General features: G+C 60.9%; 23 protein-coding genes. 11 read left to right on the plus strand and 12 right to left on the minus strand.

Translation table 11 applies throughout. The features are described 5' to 3' along the window. The first annotated feature begins 26 nt into the window (after nt 1–26). Nucleotides 27–794 carry a DODA-type extradiol aromatic ring-opening family dioxygenase gene (locus tag AC07VV_RS26215; protein WP_495037904.1) on the plus strand — a complete coding sequence of 256 codons (768 nt, stop codon included), beginning with the start codon at nt 27–29 and terminating at the stop codon, nt 792–794. A gap of 90 nt (nt 795–884) precedes the next feature. Here AC07VV_RS26215 and AC07VV_RS26220 read toward each other — a convergent pair whose 3' ends face one another. Continuing rightward, nucleotides 885–2,558 (minus strand): DEAD/DEAH box helicase, encoded by a 1,674-nt coding sequence (locus AC07VV_RS26220; protein ID WP_007955707.1) that lies wholly within the window; start codon nt 2,556–2,558, stop codon nt 885–887. A gap of 422 nt (nt 2,559–2,980) precedes the next feature. Here AC07VV_RS26220 and AC07VV_RS26225 point away from each other — a divergent pair, with 422 nt between their 5' ends. After that, complete coding sequence (locus tag AC07VV_RS26225) at nt 2,981–3,772, plus strand: crotonase/enoyl-CoA hydratase family protein (protein ID WP_096821077.1); 792 nt, start codon at nt 2,981–2,983, stop codon at nt 3,770–3,772. Nucleotides 3,773–3,775: 3 nt separating this feature from the next. Here the strand turns inward: AC07VV_RS26225 and AC07VV_RS26230 are convergent, their stop codons facing one another. Next, nucleotides 3,776–4,531 carry a spermidine synthase gene (locus tag AC07VV_RS26230; RefSeq protein ID WP_085730587.1) on the minus strand — a complete coding sequence of 252 codons (756 nt, stop codon included), beginning with the start codon at nt 4,529–4,531 and terminating at the stop codon, nt 3,776–3,778. Between the two features lie 150 nt (nt 4,532–4,681). Here AC07VV_RS26230 and AC07VV_RS26235 point away from each other — a divergent pair, with 150 nt between their 5' ends. Then, a complete protein-coding gene (locus tag AC07VV_RS26235) occupies nt 4,682–6,028 on the plus strand; it encodes a class II 3-deoxy-7-phosphoheptulonate synthase (RefSeq protein WP_495037905.1) in 1,347 nt (448 codons plus the stop codon). On the opposite strand, the gene AC07VV_RS26240 is transcribed toward AC07VV_RS26235, so the two are convergent. Beyond that, entirely contained in the window at nt 6,025–7,272 is a 1,248-nt protein-coding gene (locus AC07VV_RS26240) for a winged helix-turn-helix domain-containing protein (protein ID WP_495037906.1), read from the minus strand. The genes AC07VV_RS26235 and AC07VV_RS26240 overlap by 4 nt on opposite strands. Before the next feature lie 64 nt (nt 7,273–7,336). After that, entirely contained in the window at nt 7,337–7,552 is a 216-nt protein-coding gene (locus AC07VV_RS26245; protein WP_085607148.1) for a DUF1127 domain-containing protein, read from the minus strand. Between the two features lie 97 nt (nt 7,553–7,649). On the opposite strand from AC07VV_RS26245, the gene AC07VV_RS26250 reads away from it, so the two are divergent. After that, complete coding sequence (locus tag AC07VV_RS26250) at nt 7,650–8,504, plus strand: LysR substrate-binding domain-containing protein (protein ID WP_007955701.1); 855 nt, start codon at nt 7,650–7,652, stop codon at nt 8,502–8,504. Here the strand turns inward: AC07VV_RS26250 and AC07VV_RS26255 are convergent. Further along, nucleotides 8,494–9,243 carry a sulfite exporter TauE/SafE family protein gene (locus AC07VV_RS26255; protein WP_085744971.1) on the minus strand — a complete coding sequence of 250 codons (750 nt, stop codon included), beginning with the start codon at nt 9,241–9,243 and terminating at the stop codon, nt 8,494–8,496. The genes AC07VV_RS26250 and AC07VV_RS26255 overlap by 11 nt on opposite strands. A gap of 112 nt (nt 9,244–9,355) precedes the next feature. On the opposite strand from AC07VV_RS26255, the gene AC07VV_RS26260 reads away from it, so the two are divergent. From AC07VV_RS26260 to AC07VV_RS26275, 4 genes are all read left to right on the plus strand, one after another. Beyond that, nucleotides 9,356–10,312: a LysR family transcriptional regulator gene (locus AC07VV_RS26260; protein ID WP_102620445.1), complete on the plus strand. Its 957-nt coding sequence runs from the start codon at nt 9,356–9,358 to the stop codon at nt 10,310–10,312. Between the two features lie 83 nt (nt 10,313–10,395). Further along, nucleotides 10,396–10,860, plus strand: a complete 465-nt coding sequence (locus AC07VV_RS26265; protein WP_102620446.1) for a MarR family winged helix-turn-helix transcriptional regulator — start codon at nt 10,396–10,398, stop codon at nt 10,858–10,860. 282 nt (nt 10,861–11,142) lie between these two features. Beyond that, complete coding sequence (locus tag AC07VV_RS26270) at nt 11,143–11,562, plus strand: organic hydroperoxide resistance protein (protein WP_034155242.1); 420 nt, start codon at nt 11,143–11,145, stop codon at nt 11,560–11,562. 33 nt (nt 11,563–11,595) lie between these two features. Next, on the plus strand, nt 11,596–12,609 hold the full coding sequence (locus tag AC07VV_RS26275) for an alpha/beta hydrolase (RefSeq protein WP_495037907.1): 1,014 nt from the start codon (nt 11,596–11,598) through the stop codon (nt 12,607–12,609). Between the two features lie 65 nt (nt 12,610–12,674). On the opposite strand, the gene AC07VV_RS26280 is transcribed toward AC07VV_RS26275, so the two are convergent. Next, entirely contained in the window at nt 12,675–13,244 is a 570-nt protein-coding gene (locus tag AC07VV_RS26280) for an elongation factor P (protein WP_096821070.1), read from the minus strand. A gap of 48 nt (nt 13,245–13,292) precedes the next feature. Continuing rightward, entirely contained in the window at nt 13,293–14,435 is a 1,143-nt protein-coding gene (gene earP, locus AC07VV_RS26285) for an elongation factor P maturation arginine rhamnosyltransferase EarP (RefSeq protein ID WP_495037908.1), read from the minus strand. Nucleotides 14,436–14,559: 124 nt separating this feature from the next. Between earP and AC07VV_RS26290 the strand changes: the two genes are divergently transcribed. Continuing rightward, complete coding sequence (locus AC07VV_RS26290; protein ID WP_495037909.1) at nt 14,560–14,967, plus strand: hypothetical protein; 408 nt, start codon at nt 14,560–14,562, stop codon at nt 14,965–14,967. Between the two features lie 2 nt (nt 14,968–14,969). Then, nucleotides 14,970–15,452, plus strand: a complete 483-nt coding sequence (locus tag AC07VV_RS26295) for a GreA/GreB family elongation factor (RefSeq protein WP_495037910.1) — start codon at nt 14,970–14,972, stop codon at nt 15,450–15,452. Nucleotides 15,453–15,460: 8 nt separating this feature from the next. Here AC07VV_RS26295 and cysB read toward each other — a convergent pair whose 3' ends face one another. From cysB to AC07VV_RS26320, 5 genes are all read right to left on the minus strand, one after another. Continuing rightward, on the minus strand, nt 15,461–16,435 hold the full coding sequence (cysB, locus tag AC07VV_RS26300; RefSeq protein ID WP_007955684.1) for an HTH-type transcriptional regulator CysB: 975 nt from the start codon (nt 16,433–16,435) through the stop codon (nt 15,461–15,463). A gap of 113 nt (nt 16,436–16,548) precedes the next feature. Continuing rightward, on the minus strand, nt 16,549–17,052 hold the full coding sequence (locus AC07VV_RS26305) for a universal stress protein (RefSeq protein ID WP_085710767.1): 504 nt from the start codon (nt 17,050–17,052) through the stop codon (nt 16,549–16,551). 98 nt (nt 17,053–17,150) lie between these two features. Continuing rightward, on the minus strand, nt 17,151–18,056 hold the full coding sequence (locus AC07VV_RS26310; protein ID WP_495037911.1) for a 5'-nucleotidase: 906 nt from the start codon (nt 18,054–18,056) through the stop codon (nt 17,151–17,153). A 31-nt stretch (nt 18,057–18,087) separates the two neighbouring features. Further along, nucleotides 18,088–19,041: a putative 2-dehydropantoate 2-reductase gene (locus AC07VV_RS26315; protein WP_495037912.1), complete on the minus strand. Its 954-nt coding sequence runs from the start codon at nt 19,039–19,041 to the stop codon at nt 18,088–18,090. Then, nucleotides 19,041–19,427, minus strand: coding sequence for a thioredoxin family protein (locus AC07VV_RS26320; protein WP_495037913.1), 387 nt, complete (start codon nt 19,425–19,427; stop codon nt 19,041–19,043). The genes AC07VV_RS26315 and AC07VV_RS26320 overlap by 1 nt, the downstream gene beginning before the upstream one ends. On the opposite strand from AC07VV_RS26320, the gene AC07VV_RS26325 reads away from it, so the two are divergent. After that, nucleotides 19,426–19,854: a PilZ domain-containing protein gene (locus AC07VV_RS26325; protein ID WP_085730573.1), complete on the plus strand. Its 429-nt coding sequence runs from the start codon at nt 19,426–19,428 to the stop codon at nt 19,852–19,854. The genes AC07VV_RS26320 and AC07VV_RS26325 overlap by 2 nt on opposite strands. Nucleotides 19,855–19,994 lie beyond the last annotated feature (140 nt).

A 19,994-nucleotide genomic window follows, 5' to 3' on the forward strand; every position in this document is an offset into this window, starting at 1 on the left:
CCATCTTAACGCTCAGGAACCCTTCCATGCTTCCCAGCCTGTTTATCTCTCACGGCTCGCCCATGCTCGCCCTGGAACCCGGCGCCAGCGGCCCGGCCCTGGCGCGTCTGGCCGCCGAACTGCCACGCCCGAAAGCCATCGTCATCGTTTCCGCCCACTGGGAAAGCCATGAGCTGCTGGTCAGCAGCCATCCGCAACCGGAAACCTGGCACGATTTCGGCGGCTTCCCCCGTGCATTGTTTGAAGTGCAGTACCCCGCACCGGGCAATCCGCAATTGGCGCAAGAGGTCGCCGAACTGCTGACCGTCAATAACCTGCCCGCGCGTCTCGACCCGCAACGACCGTTCGACCATGGCGTGTGGGTGCCGCTGTCGCTGATGTATCCGCAAGCCGACATCCCGGTGGTTCAGGTTTCCCTGCCCAGCCGTGGCGGCCCGGCGTTGCAGACTCGCGTCGGCCAGGCGCTGGCCAGTCTGCGCGGCCAAGGCATTCTGTTGATCGGGTCCGGCAGCATCACCCACAACCTGCGTGAGCTGGACTGGCATGCCGGCCCGGAAAGCGTCGAGCCGTGGGCCCGGGACTTCCGGGACTGGATTATCGAGAAGCTGGCGGCCAATGATGAAGCCGCCCTGCACGATTACCGCCAGCAAGCACCAAACGCCGTGCGCAGCCATCCGAGCGACGAGCATCTGTTGCCGCTGTACTTCGCTCGCGGCGCCGGCGGTGAGTTCAGCATTGCGCACCAAGGGTTCACCATGGGCGCGCTGGGCATGGACATCTACCGCTTCGGCTGACGAGTTCGTTCCCACCTCAAATCGCAGGCAAAAAAAATCCCCGAACCAGTCGGGGATTTTTTATGTGCGATCAATCAGCCCAAGGGCGGATCAATCTTCGCGGTAGCGACGCAGCTTCAACTGCTTACCGGCAACGCGAGTGTCCTTCAGCTTGGTCAGGAGTTTGTCCAGACCATCTTCCGGCAGCTCGACGAGGCTGAAGCTGTCACGCACCTGGATGCGACCGATGGCTTCACGTGCCAGACCACCTTCGTTGAGGATGGCGCCCAGCAGGTTTTTCGCCGCGATACCGTCACGCGCGCCCAGCGCGGTACGGCAACGGGCACGGCCTTCGCCCAGCGGCATCGGAGCACGACGCTCGCGATCACCACGATCAGGACGGTCACCGGAACGCTCAGGACGGTCGCCACGTGGAGCGCTGTTCGGCACCAGTGGACGTTCCTTCTCGATCGCTGCCAGGTTCAGCGCCTGACCATTGGTGGCCTTGCGCAGCAGAGCGGCAGCCAGGGCACGCGGGGTGCAACCGATGTCGGCGGTCAGGCGATCCAGCAGATCACCGTGAGTCGATTCGGCGTCAGCCACCAGCGGCGACAGGCTGTTAGTCAGTTTCTTGATGCGGGCATCGAGAACGGCCTGGGCGTCCGGCAGACGCACTTCGGCAACTTTCTGACCGGTTACACGCTCGATCACTTGCAGCATGCGGCGCTCACGTGGAGTCACCAGCAGCAGCGCGCGGCCTTCGCGACCGGCACGGCCGGTACGGCCGATACGGTGCACGTAGGATTCCGGATCGTACGGCATGTCCACGTTGAATACGTGGGTGATGCGCGGTACGTCCAGACCACGGGCGGCTACGTCGGTCGCCACAACGATGTCCAGACGGCCATCTTTCAGCGAGTCGATAACGCGCTCACGCTGGTTCTGGGCGATGTCACCGTTCAACGCTGCGGCTTTGTAGCCTTTGGCGTCGAGGGCGCTGGCCAGATCCAGGGTCGCTTGCTTGGTGCGCACGAACATGATCAGAGCGTCGAAATCTTCCACTTCCAGCAAGCTGAGAACGGCAGAGGTCTTCTGGTCAGCGTGAACCAACAGGTGAGCCTGTTCGATCGCGGTAACGGTCTGAGTCTTGCTCTGGATCTTCACGTGCTTTGGATCGCGCAGGTGACGCTCGGCGATGGCACGGATCGATTGCGGCAGGGTCGCCGAGAACAATACGGTCTGACGGGTTTCCGGCATGGCCTTGAAGATGACTTCGAGGTCGTCCATGAAGCCCAGCTTGAGCATTTCGTCTGCTTCGTCGAGAACCAGGTGGTTCACGGTCTGCAGCACTTTTTCGTCGCGACGCAGGTGGTCGCACAGACGGCCCGGAGTGGCGACAACGATCTGTGCGCCATTACGGATTGCTTTCAATTGTGGGCCCATCGGCGCGCCGCCGTAGACAGCCACAACAGTTACGCCCGGCATTTGCTTGGCGTAGGTTTCGAAAGCGGTTGCAACTTGTAGCGCCAACTCACGAGTTGGGGCCAGGATCAGAGCTTGCGGCTCGCGCTTGGACGGATCAATGCGGTGCAGGATAGGCAGGGCAAAGGCAGCGGTTTTACCGGTACCGGTTTGCGCCTGACCAATCATATCGTGACCGGCGAGGATGATCGGGATCGACTGCTGCTGAATGGCCGAAGGCTCTTCATAGCCGGTAGCGACTACTGCAGCGACAATATTGGGATGAAGTTCAAGAGCGGCGAAGCCGCCGATTTCCTGGGTCATGGGTCTGCCTCTAAGTGCATCCGCAAAGACCCATGCTCCAAAGCTGCACATGCCGTGTTGAGACTCAAGAGTCGCCCTGGCAGCTTTGTCGGCGGGGATTTGCGAAAACGAATGAATGAAAAAGAATCGTCAAGGAAGAGCCCGCAGTGCGGACGTGCAGCCGAAGCTGACTTCGGGGAATTGCGCTACCTAAACGCGGCCCGGTTAAAGGCCGGCGCGCACTATACCGGAATTTGCCCAAAAAGGGAGCTTTTTTTATCGATGAAATGCAGTTGTCACCGCTGTGTAACGGGGTTTTGCGGATAATCGGGCAAAGGTCTATTTTTCAAAGACCCCGGCCCTGCGGGCGATGGCGCTTAAACGATTCACCGACGTGCGGCATCTGGTCGCTGCACCCTTTCTTCCCGTCCGAGGAAACACCCATGAATCAGCCCTGCCCCGGCCGCGTCAGCCGTGCGCGCCACGGTCACGTCCATTTGATTGGTCTGGACCGTGCAGCCAAGCGCAATGCTTTCGATCTGGATCTGCTTAATGACCTGGCCCTGGCCTACGGTGAATTCGAGGCCGACAGCGACGCGCGGGTGGCCGTAGTGTTCGGGCATGGCGAGCATTTCACCGCCGGGCTCGATCTGGTCAACGCCAGCTCCGCCCTCGCCCAGGGCTGGCAGGTGCCGCCCGGCGGTTGCGATCCGTGGGGTGTATTTGTCGGGCCACGGGTCAGCAAACCGGTGATTGTCGCCGCGCAAGGCTATTGCCTGACCATCGGTATCGAGCTGATGCTCGCCGCGGACATCAACCTGTGCGCCAGTAACACCCGGTTCGCGCAGATGGAAGTGCAGCGTGGGATCTTTCCGTTTGGCGGTGCGACGTTGCGCTTTCATCAGATCGCCGGCTGGGGCAATGCCATGCGCTGGCTGCTGACCGGCGACGAGTTTGATGCCCATGATGCGCTGCGCCTGGGCCTGGTGCAGGAAGTCATGGCCAGTGAAGATTTGCTGCCGCGAGCCATCGAACTGGCCGAACGGATCGCCCGACAGGCGCCGCTGGGGGTGCAGGCGACGCTGATGTCGGCACGTCAGGCGCGCTATGAAGGCGAGACCGCAGCGGCGCAGAGCTTGCCGCCGCTGGTGAAGAAGTTGCTGGCCAGTGAGGATGCCAAGGAAGGCGTGCGCTCGCTGGTGGAGCGCAGACCGGGGGTCTTCAAAGGCATTTGAGGCTCAGGTCGCCGGGCGAATAGCCTTGATCAACGACGCCAGCGAATAACCCAGCTTCGGTGCGAGCGCCTCGGCCCGGGCGGTGAGCGCCTGCATGTCCAGCACCTGATCGAGATCCGCCGGCACGATCAGAATCACGTTGCCCTCCTTCACCGGCAGTTCCCAGTAATGCCGGTGATAGAGCCCGCGCAACAGCGCCGCCCCCAGAGGTTTGCCGTCATCGGTGGCCCACTGGTTGATCACCAGCCAGCCGCCAGGATTCAGACGCTTCTGACAGTCACCGAGGAAATTCCACGCAAGGTGTGCGGCACCCGGGCCGACATCGGTGTAGAGGTCGACGAAAATCAGATCCGCCGGTTCGGCCGTCGGCAGCAGTTCGATTGCATCGCCAACGCGGATATACAGCCGCGGATCGTCATCGAGACCGAGGTATTCGATGGCCAGACGCGGCACATCCGGGCGCAACTCGATGGCCTCGACATCTTCCAGCGGCAGGAACTTGAGGCAGGCCTGGGTCAGCGTGCCGGCGCCAAGGCCGAGAAACAGCGCGCTCTCCGGTTGCTCATGGCACAACGCGCCAATCAGCATCGCTCGGGTGTAGTCATACTCCAGCCAGCTCGGGTCGGCGGTAAACACGCAGCTTTGCTCGATGGCGTCGCCGAACTCCAGAAAGCGGTAGTCGGCCACTTCCAGCACGCGAATCACGCCGAACTCATCCTGTACCTCGGCGAGCAACAGCTCGACGCGCTCCTCAGTCATTTCGTCTCCTGGTGGTCACCGGGCGCGGTGACGCGATGGCACCGCTCCGGTGCCGTGGCAAAGCGGCGATTGTCGGCGAAGCGGCGGGAGCAGGTCACGCACTAATTACTGCTAACATGGCCGTCCGTGCGTAGAACCATAGAGACCGTGATGAGCCAACCCTGGAGCCCTGACAGCTGGCGCGCCTTGCCGATCCAGCAACAACCCCAATACCCCGACGCCGAGCACCTGCGCCAGGTCGAGCAGACGCTGGCCAGCTATCCGCCGCTGGTGTTTGCCGGTGAAGCGCGGGAGCTGCGTCGTCAGTTTGCCGAAGTCACCCAGGGCCGGGCGTTCCTGCTGCAGGGCGGCGACTGCGCGGAAAGCTTCGCCGAGTTCTCCGCCGCGAAGATTCGCGACACCTTCAAAGTGCTGCTGCAAATGGCGATCGTCATGACCTTCGCTGCCGGTTGCCCGGTGGTGAAAGTCGGGCGCATGGCCGGCCAGTTCGCCAAGCCGCGCTCGGCCAACGACGAGACCATCGACGGCGTGACCCTGCCGGCCTACCGGGGCGACATCGTCAACGGCATCGGTTTCGACTCGGCCAGCCGCGTACCGGATCCGGAGCGTCTGCTGCAGTCCTATCACCAGTCCACCGCCACCCTCAACCTGCTGCGCGCCTTCGCCCAGGGCGGTTTTGCCGACCTGCATCAGGTGCACAAGTGGAATCTGGACTTCATCGCCAACTCGGCGCTGGCGGAGAAGTACAGCCACCTCGCCGACCGCATCGATGAAACCCTGGCGTTCATGCGTGCCTGCGGCATGGACAGCTCGCCGCAACTGCGCGAGACCAGTTTCTTCACGGCCCACGAAGCGCTGCTGCTGAACTACGAAGAAGCCTTCGTGCGCCGCGACAGCCTGACCAACGATTACTACGATTGCTCGGCGCACATGCTGTGGATCGGCGACCGCACCCGTCAGCTCGACGGCGCCCACGTCGAATTCCTGCGCGGGGTGAACAACCCGATCGGGGTGAAAGTCGGCCCGAGCATGAACCCCGACGACCTGATCCGCCTGATCGATGTGCTCAACCCGGACAACGATCCGGGCCGCCTCAACCTGATTGCGCGAATGGGTGCGAACAAGGTTGGCGATCACCTGCCGGCGCTGATCCGCGCGGTGCAGCGCGAAGGCAAGCAGGTGCTGTGGAGTTCCGACCCGATGCACGGCAACACCATCAAGGCCAGCAGCGGCTACAAGACTCGCGACTTCGCGCAGATCCTTGGCGAGGTGAAGCAGTTCTTCCAGGTTCACGAAGCGGAAGGCAGCTACGCCGGCGGCATCCACATCGAAATGACCGGGCAGAACGTCACCGAATGCATCGGGGGTGCGCGGCCGATCACTGAAGATGGTTTGTCGGATCGCTATCACACCCATTGCGACCCACGGATGAACGCCGATCAGTCGCTGGAACTGGCGTTTCTGATTGCCGAGACGCTGAAACAGGTCAAACGCTAAATCGCGATGACGTTGGCTCGGTCACCTTCGACCTGAGCCAACGCTACCCGCAACCGCCCGGCACTTTCGCGTTGGCAATTGAGTTGCACTTGCTCAAGTCCCAGCCAATCCGCCATTCGGCGCAGATTCATCGCCAACGCCAGCATCCCCGCATCATCCAGTCCGGTTTCTTCCTCGTGCACCGCATGCACGGCCAGGCGCCCCGCTGCCCGCTCGGCGCGCAGATCAACCCGCGCGGCAATCCGTTCGTTGTGCAGGAACGGCAGCACGTAATAGCCGTAGACCCGCTTGTCCTGTGGCGTATAAATCTCCAGCCGATAGCGGAAATCGAATAACCGCTCGGTGCGACTGCGCTCCCAGATCAGCGAATCGAATGGCGACAGCAATGCGCTAGCCTCGACTTTGCGCGGGACTTTCGGTTCGGGGAGGCAATAAGCAATCTGGCGCCAACCCGCGACTTCGCAGGCCAGCAACTGACCGGCCTCGACCAGCTCCGCCAGGCGCGGTCGGGCATCGGAAGGGTTCAGGCGGAAGTAATCGCGCAGGTCTTTTTCCGTGCCGACACCCAACGCCTCAGCCGCGTGCAGCAGCAAACCGCGCTGCGCCTCGACCTCACCGGGCAATGGCTGTTGCAACACGGACGCCGGAATCACTCGTTCCGGCAGGTCATACAGCCTTTCGAAGCCGCGCCGCCCGGCCACGGTCACTTCGCCAGCGGCAAACAGCCATTCCAGCGCATGTTTTTCCGCGCTCCAATCCCACCAGGGGCCGGCCTTTTCCTCGCGGGTCGACAGACTGCCGGCACCCAGTGCGCCCTGCTCTTCGACCGACGCCAGCACCCGGCGAATGGTGTCTTGTTGCTCACGGCCGAAACGCGCCAATTGCTGATAGGTGTCTTCACCGCGCTTGGCCCGCTGCATGCGCCAGCCCATCAACGGGTACATCGACAGCGGCAGCAACGAGGCTTCATGGCCCCAGTATTCGAACAGCGAACGACGTCGCCCCGAACTCCAGGCAGCCTGGTCGAGCAAATCGGAAGAATAGGAGCCGAGACGGGAAAACAGCGGCAGGTAGTGCGAGCGCACCACGGCGTTGACGGAGTCGATCTGCAACAGGCCGAGGCGTTCGATCAGCCGGTTGACGTGCATCGCCTTGACAGCCGGCGGCTGGCGCCCGTGAAACCCTTGGGCAGCCAGTGCCAGACGTCGAGCCTGTTTAAGGGAAAAGGACAATGTCGCGGGCATGTGTACCTCCATGTCTGCTCGCAACCTACCTCACTGCAAGATGGTTTGTGTAGCGGTGGCCTCATCATTTATGCATCGGATCGTCCCAGAACGGCCGAATCGCTTCGTGCTCGACATCGGCACGACTGACCCCGATGTCCTTCAACGCTTCGTCGCTCAGGCTGGCAAGCAGCTCGCGTTCGCGGTGAAGTTCGTACCAGCGGCTAAACTTGTGCAGCAGATCGGAAATCAGATGGACCGGCACTCTTTCATCGCTCACATACAGTTTTTGACCTTTCATCGTGTTGCCCTCCTTTAGGGATGGCTCAAGTCTCGCGCTGGGGCTACGATCAATCCAACGAATGTTTCTGATGGCAAGCATCACGGAGATTCATCAATTGTCGGCGTACCCCAGTATCGATACCGATGTATTGCGCACCTTTGTCGCGATTGCCGATCAGGGCGGTTTTACCCGCGCCGGCGAAATGGTCAACCGCACTCAGTCGGCGGTGAGCATGCAGATGAAGCGTCTGGAAGAGGACGTGTTGCAGCGCCAGTTGTTCGAGCGCGACGGGCGTCAGGTGCGCCTCACTGCCGAAGGCCAAGTGTTGCTCGGCTACGCGCGGCGCATCCTGAAACTGCACAGCGAAGTCTTCAACACCCTGCGCGAGCCGCACATGGTCGGCACGGTGCGGATCGGCACGCCGGATGATTACGTGATGCGGTTTCTGCCGGGGATCCTGTCGCGCTTTGCCCAGTTCTATCCGCTGATCCAAATTGAAGTGCACTGCGAGTCGACCAAACAGTTGCTGCAACGCACGGACTTGGATCTGTCGATCGTCACCCGCGAGCCGGGCAACGAGATTGGCCAGTTGCTGCGCAAGGAGCGTTTTGTCTGGGCCGAGGCGCAGAACTTCAGCGCCCACGAGCAGACGCCTTTGCCACTGGCGATGTTCAACAGTGATTGCTTCTGCCGCCTGTGGGCCTGCAATGCGCTGGACGCCATGGGCCGTGAATACCGGATTGCCTACAACAGCACCAGCCTCTCGGCGTTGATGGCGGTGGTGAGCGCGGGTCTGGCGATCACCGCGCAACTGGAAAGTCTGATCACCCCGGACCTGCGCATTCTCGGCGCCGCCGAAGATCTTCCGCTGTTGCCCGAGGCCAGCATCATGCTGATCCGCAACCTGAACAATCCGTCGCCGATCACCGAATGCCTGGCCGAGCACATCGTCGAAGGCTTCAAACTTTAAAGGCAAGCATCACCGCACACAGCACCAGGAACCCGCAGAACAGCCCACGCAGGAGTTTTTCCGGCATCGCGTGGGCCACCTTCACGCCCCAACTGATGCTGGCCAGACCGCCGATGGCCAGCGGCAGGCCGATCATCCAGTCCACTTCGTGGTGCACCGCGTACGTCACCAGCGTGACACCGGTGCTCGGCAATGCCAGCGCCAGCGACAGGCCTTGAGCGACCACCTGAGTGGTGCCGAACAGGCTGGTCAGCACCGGCGTCGCCACCACTGCCCCACCGACACCGAACAGGCCGCCCATAGTGCCCGACGCCGCGCCGAGCACGCCCAGCCACGGCCATGAATAACGCATCTCGGAAGTCGCCGCCGGACGCGCGCCGAACATGCGCACGAGGTTGTACGCTGACAATGCCACAAGGAACGCGACAAAACCGATGCGCATGGTTTGCGCGTCGATGCCCACGGCCCAGATCGAGCCGATCCACGCAAAGCAGAATCCCATCACCGCCAGCGGCAACGCGTGCCTCAGTTCGATGCGATTGCGCTGGTGATAACGCCACAGCGCCAGCATCACGTTCGGCACCACCATCACCAGCGCCGTGCCCTGGGCGATCTGCTGATCGAGCCCGAACCACACACCCAGCAGCGGAATGGCGATCAAGCCGCCGCCGATTCCGAATATCCCACCCAGGGTGCCGAGGGCGGCGCCAAACAACAGGTACAGCAAAAACTCGATCACAGCAGAATTCCTCATACGTCAGGGGATTCATCCTACGCAGTCGGCGCTGGCACGGAAACGCACAGCAACGCACAATGGCTGTGCCAAATCCGCATAGGCACTGAGCTGATTCATGAATCCCAATCAATTGACCGAACAACTCGGGCTGTTTCTCGATGTGCTGGAGAGTGGCAGTTTTTCCGCCGCCTCGCGCCGGCATCCGCTGACGCCATCGGCCGTCGCCCGGCGTATCGACAGCCTGGAAAGCGCTGTCGGCAGCCAGTTGTTCATCCGCAGCACTCATGCGGTGCGCGCCACACCGGCCGGTCTGGCGTTTGCCGAACGGGCGCGGCGGATCGTTGCCGAGTTGCAACTGGCCCGCGCTGAAGCCGTTTCCCTGAGCAGCGCGCCGGAAGGCTTGATCCGGGTGGATGCGCCGGCAGCGTTCGGGCGTCGGCATCTGGCGCCGGTGATTGCCGATTTTCTGGTGCTGTATCCGGGGCTGGACGTGCAGCTGCATCTGATCGACAGCTTCGTCGACATGGACGGCTCGAACCTGGGCAAGGTCGATCTGGTGTTGCGCGCCGGGCAAATGGCCGATACCCGACTGGTCGCCACACCGCTGGCGAGCATGGTGCGCATCGCTTGCGCCAGTCCCGACTATCTCAAGCGTCGGGGTGTGCCGAGCGAGCCGGCACAACTGGGTGAACATGACGGCCTCGATTGGGACGGCCTCGCCCCGCCCTTCGCCTGGCGATTCGAACAGGACGGGCAGATGCAGTTGCACCGCCCGGCGCGGGTCCGCATGAGCGCCAACAACGCCGAGGCTCTGGTGTGCGGTGCACTTGCGGGCCTCGGGATCGCGCATCTTCCGACCTGGCTGGCGAGCGAATACCTGTTGCGTGGCGAACTGCTGCCGCTGTTCTGTGACAACGGCCTGCCAAAACCGGAGAGCACCGGCATCTACGCGCTGCGGCTGGAACAACAGGCCAGCTCCCGCAGCCGCCTGCTGCTGGAATACCTCAAGACCCGCTTCAGCCCCGTGCCACCGTGGGATCTGGCACTGCAACGGGAACTGGGCCGGCACTGACCGATTCGCCACCGGGCACAATTGTCTGGCGCATTAAAGATTCGAGCGCTAGATTCATCTGCATCACTGTTCAAGGCACCGACATGACCACCACCCGCGACACCACCGACCACTGCGAAGAGCTGCTGCTCGACAATCAGGCCTGCTTCGCCCTGCATTCCACTTCGCTGATGATGACCAAGGTCTACAAACCGCTGTTGCAAGCGCTTGGCCTGACTTATCCGCAGTATCTGGCGATGATGGTGCTGTGGGAGAAGGATGGTTTGACCGTCGGAGAAATCAGCACGCGCCTGCTGACCGATCCGGGTTCGCTGACCCCGCTGCTCAAGCGTCTGGAAGGTGAAGGTTTGCTGAGCCGAACTCGAAGCCGCGAGGATGAGCGGGTGGTGATCGTCGAATTGACCGCACAGGGCCGCGCCTTGAAAGACAAGGCCCGGACCGTTCCGCAATGCATTCTGGGGGCCAGTGGCTTCACGCTGGAGCGCCTGCAAAACCTGCAAGCCGAGTTGCAGGCCTTGCGCGGTCATTTGCAGGACAGCCTCACTTAAGCCTCCCCCTTTCCCTGTAGGAGCGACCTCGCACCTACAGGGAAATCGCGCCTTTCTCTGCTTTCCCCCTCTCCCGCAAAATTTTTTCTCTCTCGTTTTCCCTTCGTAAAAACCCTTCATATCAAAGACTTGAGATTTCTTCTCAGCCTGATCCAGGTCTCCGCTCCATCATTCTTCAAAAATTTATCTTGCGCGCAAAATATTTGCGCAGTACATTTACTTCGCACCTAGTTAGCGCGCAAACAATTAGCGCAATAAATCACACTCAATGAGGCTCACACCATGCAAACTCTCTACACCGCAATCGCAACCTCCACTGGCGGCCGTGACGGTCGTGCGATCTCCAGCGACAACATCCTCGACGTCAAACTGGCCACCCCGAAAGAACTCGGCGGTGCCGGCGGCGCAGCCACCAACCCTGAGCAACTGTTCGCTGCCGGCTACTCGGCCTGCTTCATCGGCGCGCTGAAATTCGTCGCCAGCCAGACCAAACGCAAAATCCCGGACGACGCCTCGATCACCGCTCACGTCGGCATCGGTCAGATTCCTGGTGGTTTCGGTCTGGATATCGACCTGCACATCAGCCTGCCGGGTCTGGAACAGGCCGACGCACAAAGCCTGGTCGACGCAGCCCACCAGGTCTGCCCGTACTCCAACGCCACCCGTGGCAATGTCGATGTGCGCCTGCACGTCACCGTGTAATCACTGACACCCAGGCCCGAACAGGAAATGAACATGAACACTTTCAGCAAAGTCTTGACCGGTACCCTTCTCGCCCTGTCCGTTCACAGCGCATTCGCCGGCGACGTCGAGCACAACACTCAGGCGTTCCTCGATGTGCTGAATGCCGGCACCGGCAAACCGATGGAACAGTTGACGCCCAAGGATGCCCGCGCCGTGCTGACGGGCGCTCAGTCGGGGGTCAAACTGACGCTGCCCAAGGCAGACGTCAGCGAGAAGACCATCCAGGTCGATGGCCAACCGTTGAGCCTGACCATCGTCCGGCCGGCCGGGGTCAAGGGCGAGCTGCCGGTGTTCATGTTCTTCCACGGCGGCGGCTGGGTGCTGGGAGATTTCCCGACCCACGAACGTCTGGTGCGGGATCTGGTGGTGGGCTCGGGGGCGGCGGCGGTGTTCGTCAACTACACCCCTTCGCCGGAAGCGCATTACCCGGTGGCGATCAACCAGGCTTACGCGGCAACCAAGTGGGTGGCCGAACACGGCAAAGAGATCAACGTCGACGGCAAGCGTCTGGCGGTGGCGGGCAACAGTGTCGGCGGCAACATGGCGGCAGTCGTCGCCTTGATGGCCAAGGACAAAGGCACGCCAGCGATCAAGTTCCAGGTACTGTTGTGGCCGGTGACTGATGCCAGTTTCGACACCGGTTCGTATAACCAATATGCCGAGGGGCACTTCCTCACCCGAAACATGATGAAGTGGTTCTGGGACAACTACACCACCGACGCCAACCAGCGTAACGAGATCTACGCCTCGCCGCTGCGGGCCACGACCACGCAATTGAAAGGTCTGCCGCCCGCATTGGTCCAGACTGCCGGAGCCGACGTGCTGCGTGACGAAGGTGAAGCCTACGCCCGTAAACTCGACGAAGCCGGAGTGCCGGTGACCTCGGTGCGCTACAACGGCATGATCCACGATTACGGTTTGCTCAACGTGGTCAGCCAGGTGCCGGCGGTGCGTTCGGCGATGCTGCAGGCTTCGGAAGAACTGAAACAACACCTGAAGCAGTAATTTTCATCAGGCACAAAAAAGCCCGACTCAATGGTCGGGCTTTTTCTTTCCGCAAAAACCAGTGCTTATTTGGCACGGCCTTTGTAGGAACCGCCTTCGCGGGTATCGATCTCGATCTTGTCACCGATTTCGATGAAGTCAGCAACCTGCAGCTCGGTACCGTTGCTCAGCTTGGCTGGCTTCATGACTTTGCCGGAAGTGTCGCCACGAGCCGAACCTTCGGTGTAGTCAACTACGCGCACGATGGTGGTCGGCAGTTCTACGGAAACCAGACGCTCTTCGAAGAACACGGCTTCGCAAACGTCGGTCATGCCTTCTTCAACGAAAGGCAGAACGCTTTCGATGTCTTCGGCGTTCAGCTCGTACATGGTGTAGTCGCTGGTGTCCATGAACGTGTAGGTGTCGCCGCTGATGAAGGACAGGGTCGCTTCTTTGCGGTCGAGGATCACGTCGTCCAGCTTGTCGTCCGCACCGTAAACGGTTTCGGTCTTGTAACCGGTCAGCAGGTTCTTCAGCTTGGTCTTCATGATCGCGCTGTTACGGCCCGATTTGGTGAATTCAGCTTTCTGAACCAGCCAAGGATCGTTGTCGATACGGATCACGGTACCGGGTTTGAGTTCTTTACCAGTTTTCATTGCGAATATCCGAATTTGGATGGGATTTACAAAAATCTAGGCCGCGTATCATATCCAATTTCGGTAAAACTGTACCAGCGCCGTCGCAAGATCGGCCTGCAAGCCCTGTTCCAGACACCATGCTTCGGCATTTTCCTGCAGTTCTGGCCAGTGTTTACGGGCCTCAAGCCAGTGCTCGCCGATAGGCTGCCCGGCACTCCAGGCTCGCCAGAGACCGTTCATCGCCTCGGCAGCTTCCGTCGAAAGGCCTTTTCCATAGAGCGCGAGGAAGGCATCGAGCTTGTCCAGATGGATATCTTCGTCCTGCTGATAGATGTGCCACAGCATCGGCCGCCCCGCCCATTGCGCCCGGACGAACGAGTCTTCACCGCGCACCGCGTTGAAATCGCAGCACCAGAGCAATGGGTCATATTGATCCTGCCTGACGAACGGCAGCACCTGCACGGTCAGCGACCGATCGACATGCACAGCGCCGACAGACAGCGATTCAACGCCGAGCCAGCGCGCGACATCACCCAGAATCCGCCCTTCCGGTACCAGCAGATGAGTGGGTGTCGCATCGGCCGCGAGTACATCCAGCCAGCTGGCAAGCCCGGCATTCTCGTAGGCGAACAGCGAAATCAGTTGCGTACCGGGCGCAGGATCGACCCCTAACGCTTGAAGGAATTGTCGCTGCGACTCGGGATCCTGCTGAAACTGCTGACGTCGTTCAAGCAATCCGCTTTCGCGCAATAACCCGCCAGTGCCCGCCTGGAATCCCGGGAAGAAAAAGATCTTCTGCACGGACTTGTACTTCACCGAAGGCAGGCCGTGGCAGCCGGCCACCCAGTCTTCGGCGCTGAGATAGTCGAGGTTCATCCACAATGGCGACTTTTCCCGCTCGGCCATGGCGTCCATGTAGGCACCCGGCAACTGGCAGGCGAACGCCGCGATCACCACGTCGGCGGCGTCCGTTTCCGGCCATTCTGCCGGCCAGTGCCGGACTTCAACGCCCTGCTGCCATTGCCCGTCGAGGTGGATGTCGAGCTCCGGACAAATACGCTCGAACGCGCGCAGGTCATCGACCCACAGCCGCACTGCCAATGCATGCTCGGCCACCAGTTGCCGGGCCAGACGCCAGGTCACACCGATGTCGCCGTAGTTGTCGACCACGGTGCAAAAGATGTCCCAGCGGGTTTTCGGTTGCGGCATTCAAGACTCCCGTTGGCAAAAGCGACGATTGTCCGCATAAATGTCTGCGTGCAGAAGAGCCGACGACGATTAATCTTCGTGCGACAATCGCCACTTGCCCGCAATCATCCGCCAGGAGGCAGCCATGCCCTACCGACCAAACCCGCGCCGCCCCTTGCCTGTTCAGCTTAGCGCGCTGCAATTGACCGGCAGCATTGCCCTGGGCCTGTGGCTGGGTTTCCTGGCCATTGCGCTGACTGGCTGGCTCGCCTCACGCTTTGTCTTCAATGAACAACTGGCGCCAGTTGCCCAGGCCGTACAACAACTGGCCAATCCACCGGCGGCACGAGCGGTGCCGGATATTCCTCCACAAAGCCCGTTGTTCGAGCAGTACGAAGAGAACCTGCGCAAGAACGAACAGCAGAACCGCCTCGATCAGGCCCGCAGCAGCACGCGCAACCAGTCGAATCCGAAATGCCAGTTCTGGCTCCAGCAGGATCAGACGGCCCCGAGCGAAAAAAGCCGCGCCAACGTCCTGCAATTCTGCGATTGATCATGAACAAGCACGCCGTCCATCAACTGATTCTCGACAAACTGCGCGTCGACCTCGATATCGCCGAACGCGCCGCGCAAACCGCTTACGAAACCGCGACCCACGAAGAAAATATCGCCGAAAACAAGTACGACACTCTGGGGCTTGAAGCGTCGTACCTGGCGGCCGGGCAAGCGAAACGGGTCGAGGAGATCCGCCTGTCACTGGCGGTCTGCCAGAACCTGACGCTTCGGGCCTATGACGATCAACGCGGAATTGAAATCGGCGCCCTGCTCGGTCTGGAAGACGAAAAGGGTCGCGAGCAATGGCTGTTTCTGGCGCCGGATGCGGCGGGACTGAAAGTCGACGTGGTCGGTCAGCCGATTACCGTCATCACCCCGCGCTCGCCGCTGGGCAAAAGCCTGCTGGGCAAGTTCGAGGGTGACGAGGTGGAGATTCTGGTGGCGGGCACCCGGCAACAGTTTGCTGTCACCGAGGTGCTGTAGACAGGGACTTAGTGAACCGGCAGTTCAACGCCTTCGAACAGCTCTTCCAGTTCCTGCTTGTTGTGGCACTGAATGGCCTTGGCCATGACTTCGCGAGTCAGGTGCGGCGCGAATTTCTCGATGAAATCGCACATGAAACCACGCAGGAAAGTGCCGCGACGGAAACCGATCTTGGTCACGCTGGACTCGAACAGTTCGCTGGCATCGAGTACCACCAGGTCGTTGTCGAGTTTGGTATCGACGGCCATTTTCGCCACGATGCCGACACCCAGGCCCAGGCGCACGTAGGTTTTGATCACGTCGGCGTCGGCGGCGGTGAACACCACTTTCGGCGTCAGACCACGATGGCTGAAAGCTTCGTCGAGTTTCGAACGGCCGGTGAAACCGAACACGTAAGTCACGATCGGGTATTCGGCCAGCGCTTCGAGGGTCAGCTTCGGCAGCTTGGTCAGCGGATGGCCTTGCGGCACAACCACGCAGCGGTTCCAGCGGTAGCACGGCATCATCACCAGATCGCCGAACAGTTCCAGCGCTTCGGTGGCGATGGCGAAATCGACGGTGCCGTCAGCGGCCATTTCGGCGATCTGCATCGGCGAACCCTGGTGCATGTGCAGCGCCACGTCCGGGTATTGCTTGATGAAATTGCTGATCACCGGCGGCAGTGCGTAACGTGCCTGGGTGTGAGTGGTGGCAATCGACAGGGTGCCTTTTTTCTCGTTGGAGAATTCCTGGGCGATCTGCTTGATGCTCTCGACCTTGCGCAGAATCTCACCGGCAGTGGTGATGATGCGCTCGCCGGCCGGGGTGACGCGGGTCAGATGCTTGCCACTGCGGGCGAACACTTCGACGCCCAGTTCGTCTTCCAGCAGACGGATTTGCTTACTGATGCCCGGTTGCGAGGTGTAGAGACTTTGGGCTGTAGCGGAAACGTTGAGGTCGTGGTGCGCCACTTCCCAGATGTAGCGCAATTGTTGAAGCTTCATATGAATCCCTCAAAGCAGGTAGACGCCACGGGCATCAGCGACGGTATATAACTATATTAATGGTTTGAAGAATAAATCTAGAACTTTTTTATCAATACGCCATTATTCCCGCCTCAGCGATCCTCCCGACGCCGACGCTCCACCAGCGGCACCATGTAAACCGGCACCTTGGACAATTGCAGCAAGCGAGTCGCCGTGCGCCCCAACGGTGTTTCCGCCCCAACCCCGTGGCTGTGACTTCCTACGATCAGCAAATCGACGGAGAGTTTCTGTACCTGGTCGAGAATCACCTGCGACGGATCGCCCTGCAGCACCCGCACCGCACGAATCCGCAACAGATCCTGCTCGCCTTCGTCCCCCAGTTCCTCGCGAAAACTGTCGAGCACCCGCTGCTCGATATTGGCGATGACAGTTTTCAGACCCTGACTGTGAAATTCGTTCAACGCCTGCTCGTCGAGATAGCTCTGCAACACCGATTCGGCAAACAGCCCCATGGGTTCCACCGCGTGCACCACGTACAGATCGGCATTGAACGTTCGCGCCATTGCCAAGGCATGCTGCATCACTAACGGTGCGTACAGACCGAGGTCAGTGGCATACAGCATCGAACGAATCATATGACCTCCTCGCGAGCCAACATGGCGGAGATTTGATTCAGCTTAGCAGTGCCTTGGCGAGTACGACGTGTGACGCAACGTCTTGAACCACGTGGGCTTTAGACCGCCGGTTCGTTGCTGATGCCGTGCGGGACATGGCCGGTGGCAACCACCTCCCGGGCCAACTCGCAGTGACCGGCCTGATCGTCGAAAAACACGTCGGCGGCAAAGGCTTCGAGGAACGCCGATTTGGTCAGGCCGCCGAGGAACAGCGACTCGTCCAGTCGAATGTCCCACTCACGCAAGGTGCGGATCACCCGCTCGTGAGCCGGCGCCGAACGCGCCGTGACCAGCGCGGTGCGGATCGGGCAAGCGTCGTCCGGGAACTCGCGCTGCAACAGATTGAGCGCCGCGAGGAAGCCTTTGAACGGCCCGCCACGCAACGGCTCGCGGGCGGATTCACGCTCCTTGGCCTGGAAGGCTTCGAGGCCGCCGGATTGATAGACCCGCTCCGATTCGTCGGAAAACAGCACCGCATCGCCGTCAAAGGCGATGCGCAATTCATCGCTGGCCGCACGGCTGGCACCGCCGGAAAGAATGGTCGCCGCCGCAAAGCCGTTATCCAGCGCCGAGCGCACGTCTTCGGCGTGGGTGGAAAGAAACAGGTCGCAACCGAACGCTTTGAGATAGGGATAAGGACTGCGCCCGCCGACAAACGCCGCGCGGGAAATCGCCAGACCATAATGATCGATCGAGTTGAACACCCGCAGGCCGGTGTCGGCACTGTTGCGCGACACCAGAATCACCTCGACCCGGGCGCGACCGAGGTGACTGTTGAGGTTGAGCAGTTTTTCCACCAGCGGAAAGGCATCGCCCGGCGCGAGGATTTCGTCTTCGTGCTCGATCTGATATTGCCGGTAGGCTTCGACGCCGCTCGACAGATACACCTTGTGACTCTCGCTCAGGTCGAACAGGGCACGGGACGAAATCGCCAGCACCAGTTTGTCATCGATGTTCTTGGCCATGCCTTCCCCCAAATCCCCTCAAGAAACCGACTCAGGTGTTACGCCGGTCGATGAAACGCAAATTGCGATACAGCGCTTCGATGCGCGGCAGCTCACAGCCCGCCGCTTTTGCCGCTGCCAAGGGTCGAGCGTAGATGGCGTCCAGTTCCAGCGGTCGCTTGTGCAGAAAATCGTGGTACATGCTCGGCCAATAGTCGGGCATTTTCTCGGTCATCATGAACAGGTACTCGGCGTAACCGGGCGGCATGTCATGACCACAGGCCTTGGCGCCCTGCACCACTTCGGCCATCAACGCCTGAATCAGAAGGCGGCTGTCGGCATCGGCCATCAGCGGCGTGGTGCTCGCCCCGAGCAACACCGAAAGACCGTTGTAGGGAATGTTCCAGACCAGTTTCTGCCAGCGGGCCTGATGCAGGTTCGGCATGGCCTGGGAGTCGATGCCCGTAGTGCGGAACAGCCCGACGCCCTCCTCGACGATCGCCATGCGCGCCGCATCATCGGCTGCCGGACCGCTGTGATAACCCACGTTCACCGCCCCCAGCGCCTGATGAGTGATGTGGCCCGGGCCTTCCCGGTGAACGCAGATCAGGCACAAGCCGCCCAGCAAGTGCAGTGAATCGGGCAGCAACGCGCGAAGACTGTCCTCGACGTCCAGGCCGTTCTGCAGCACCAGCACTTTGGCATCGGGTTTGGCCGCCTGAATGATCGACGGCGCTAGCCCGGCATTGCTGGTGGTCTTGGCGCCAACCAGCAACCAGTCACAGGGCGGCATGTCTTCAGCCGATGAATAGGCCTGCACCGGATTCAGCGTCAGCGTGCCTTGAACCGCACTGTCCACCTGCAAACCTCGCTCGGCGACAGCGGAAAATTCGCTGCGCAGCAGAAAATGCACATCGAACCCGGCCCGGGCCAGCATCAAGCCGTAGAACCCTCCGATTGCGCCGGTACCGATAATCCCCACGACCGGTCTGTTCACTGCTCCCATCACGGCAACTCCTCTGCAATTCGACCCAGCGCCTGGGCCACGGCTGCGTTCAGCTCCGTGGCGTTCAAGCGCGCGTGTACTGCCCCAAAGAACTCGCCGTCGCGCACCACGAACAGCGCCGGCAAATGAAAGACCTGATAACGCTCGACCAGCCCGCCATTGTTGCCAGCGTCGATCCAGCACACGCGATCGAGCGCCAGATCGAACCCTGGCAACACTTCGCGGGCATAGCGGCAGCTGGCGCAGCCGACACTGGTGAAAATCACCAGCGAAATGCCGTTCATCGCCAGCAGCCGTTGGTCGGCGTCGAAATCGGTCAGTTCCGATTCGAACACTATACTGGGGGAAACAATGTCAAATGGCCGACACAGGGAGTCTGTGCTCATGGGACGGTTTATTCCTCATCCGGATGATGTGCCCGTCGAACTGACGTTGCTCAAACCTGAGTGCATTTCGCGGCAACAGCTGCACACTATCAGCCTCGGCGGCATCGCTTGCAATTACCACCGCGCCTGGCGTCATGGCACCGCGCTGCAAGTGCGCATGCCCACACTCAATGCCGACTTCGCCTATCCGGGCTATGTGGCCTGGTGCTTGCGCCGTAAAAAAGGTTATCTGGTGGGCATTGCGTTCACCGATGAACAGACGTTGTTCAGTGCGCGAATGGGTGAGCAGGTGTGTCAGATCGAGCGGTATTGCCGAATCAACGATGCCCACGATGACCTGCAGGACATCCAGGCGCGAGCGCTGCAATGGGTCGAGCAGCACGCCGAAGAGTTCTCCCACGACAGCGTTCGCAAGGCTTTTGCGTAACCAGAGCTGGACTGAACAGTTACTTGCCCATTGTCTAGCAGGCGTCTAACGCGATAAGGTTCGGCTCCCCGACGCGCTTAAATCTGCTGTGCTCCGCCGCGCGGGGATCGCTGGCGGCCGGCACCCGTGACCTGACGAGT

The organism is Pseudomonas sp. GW821-FHT02C04, from assembly GCF_059421845.1.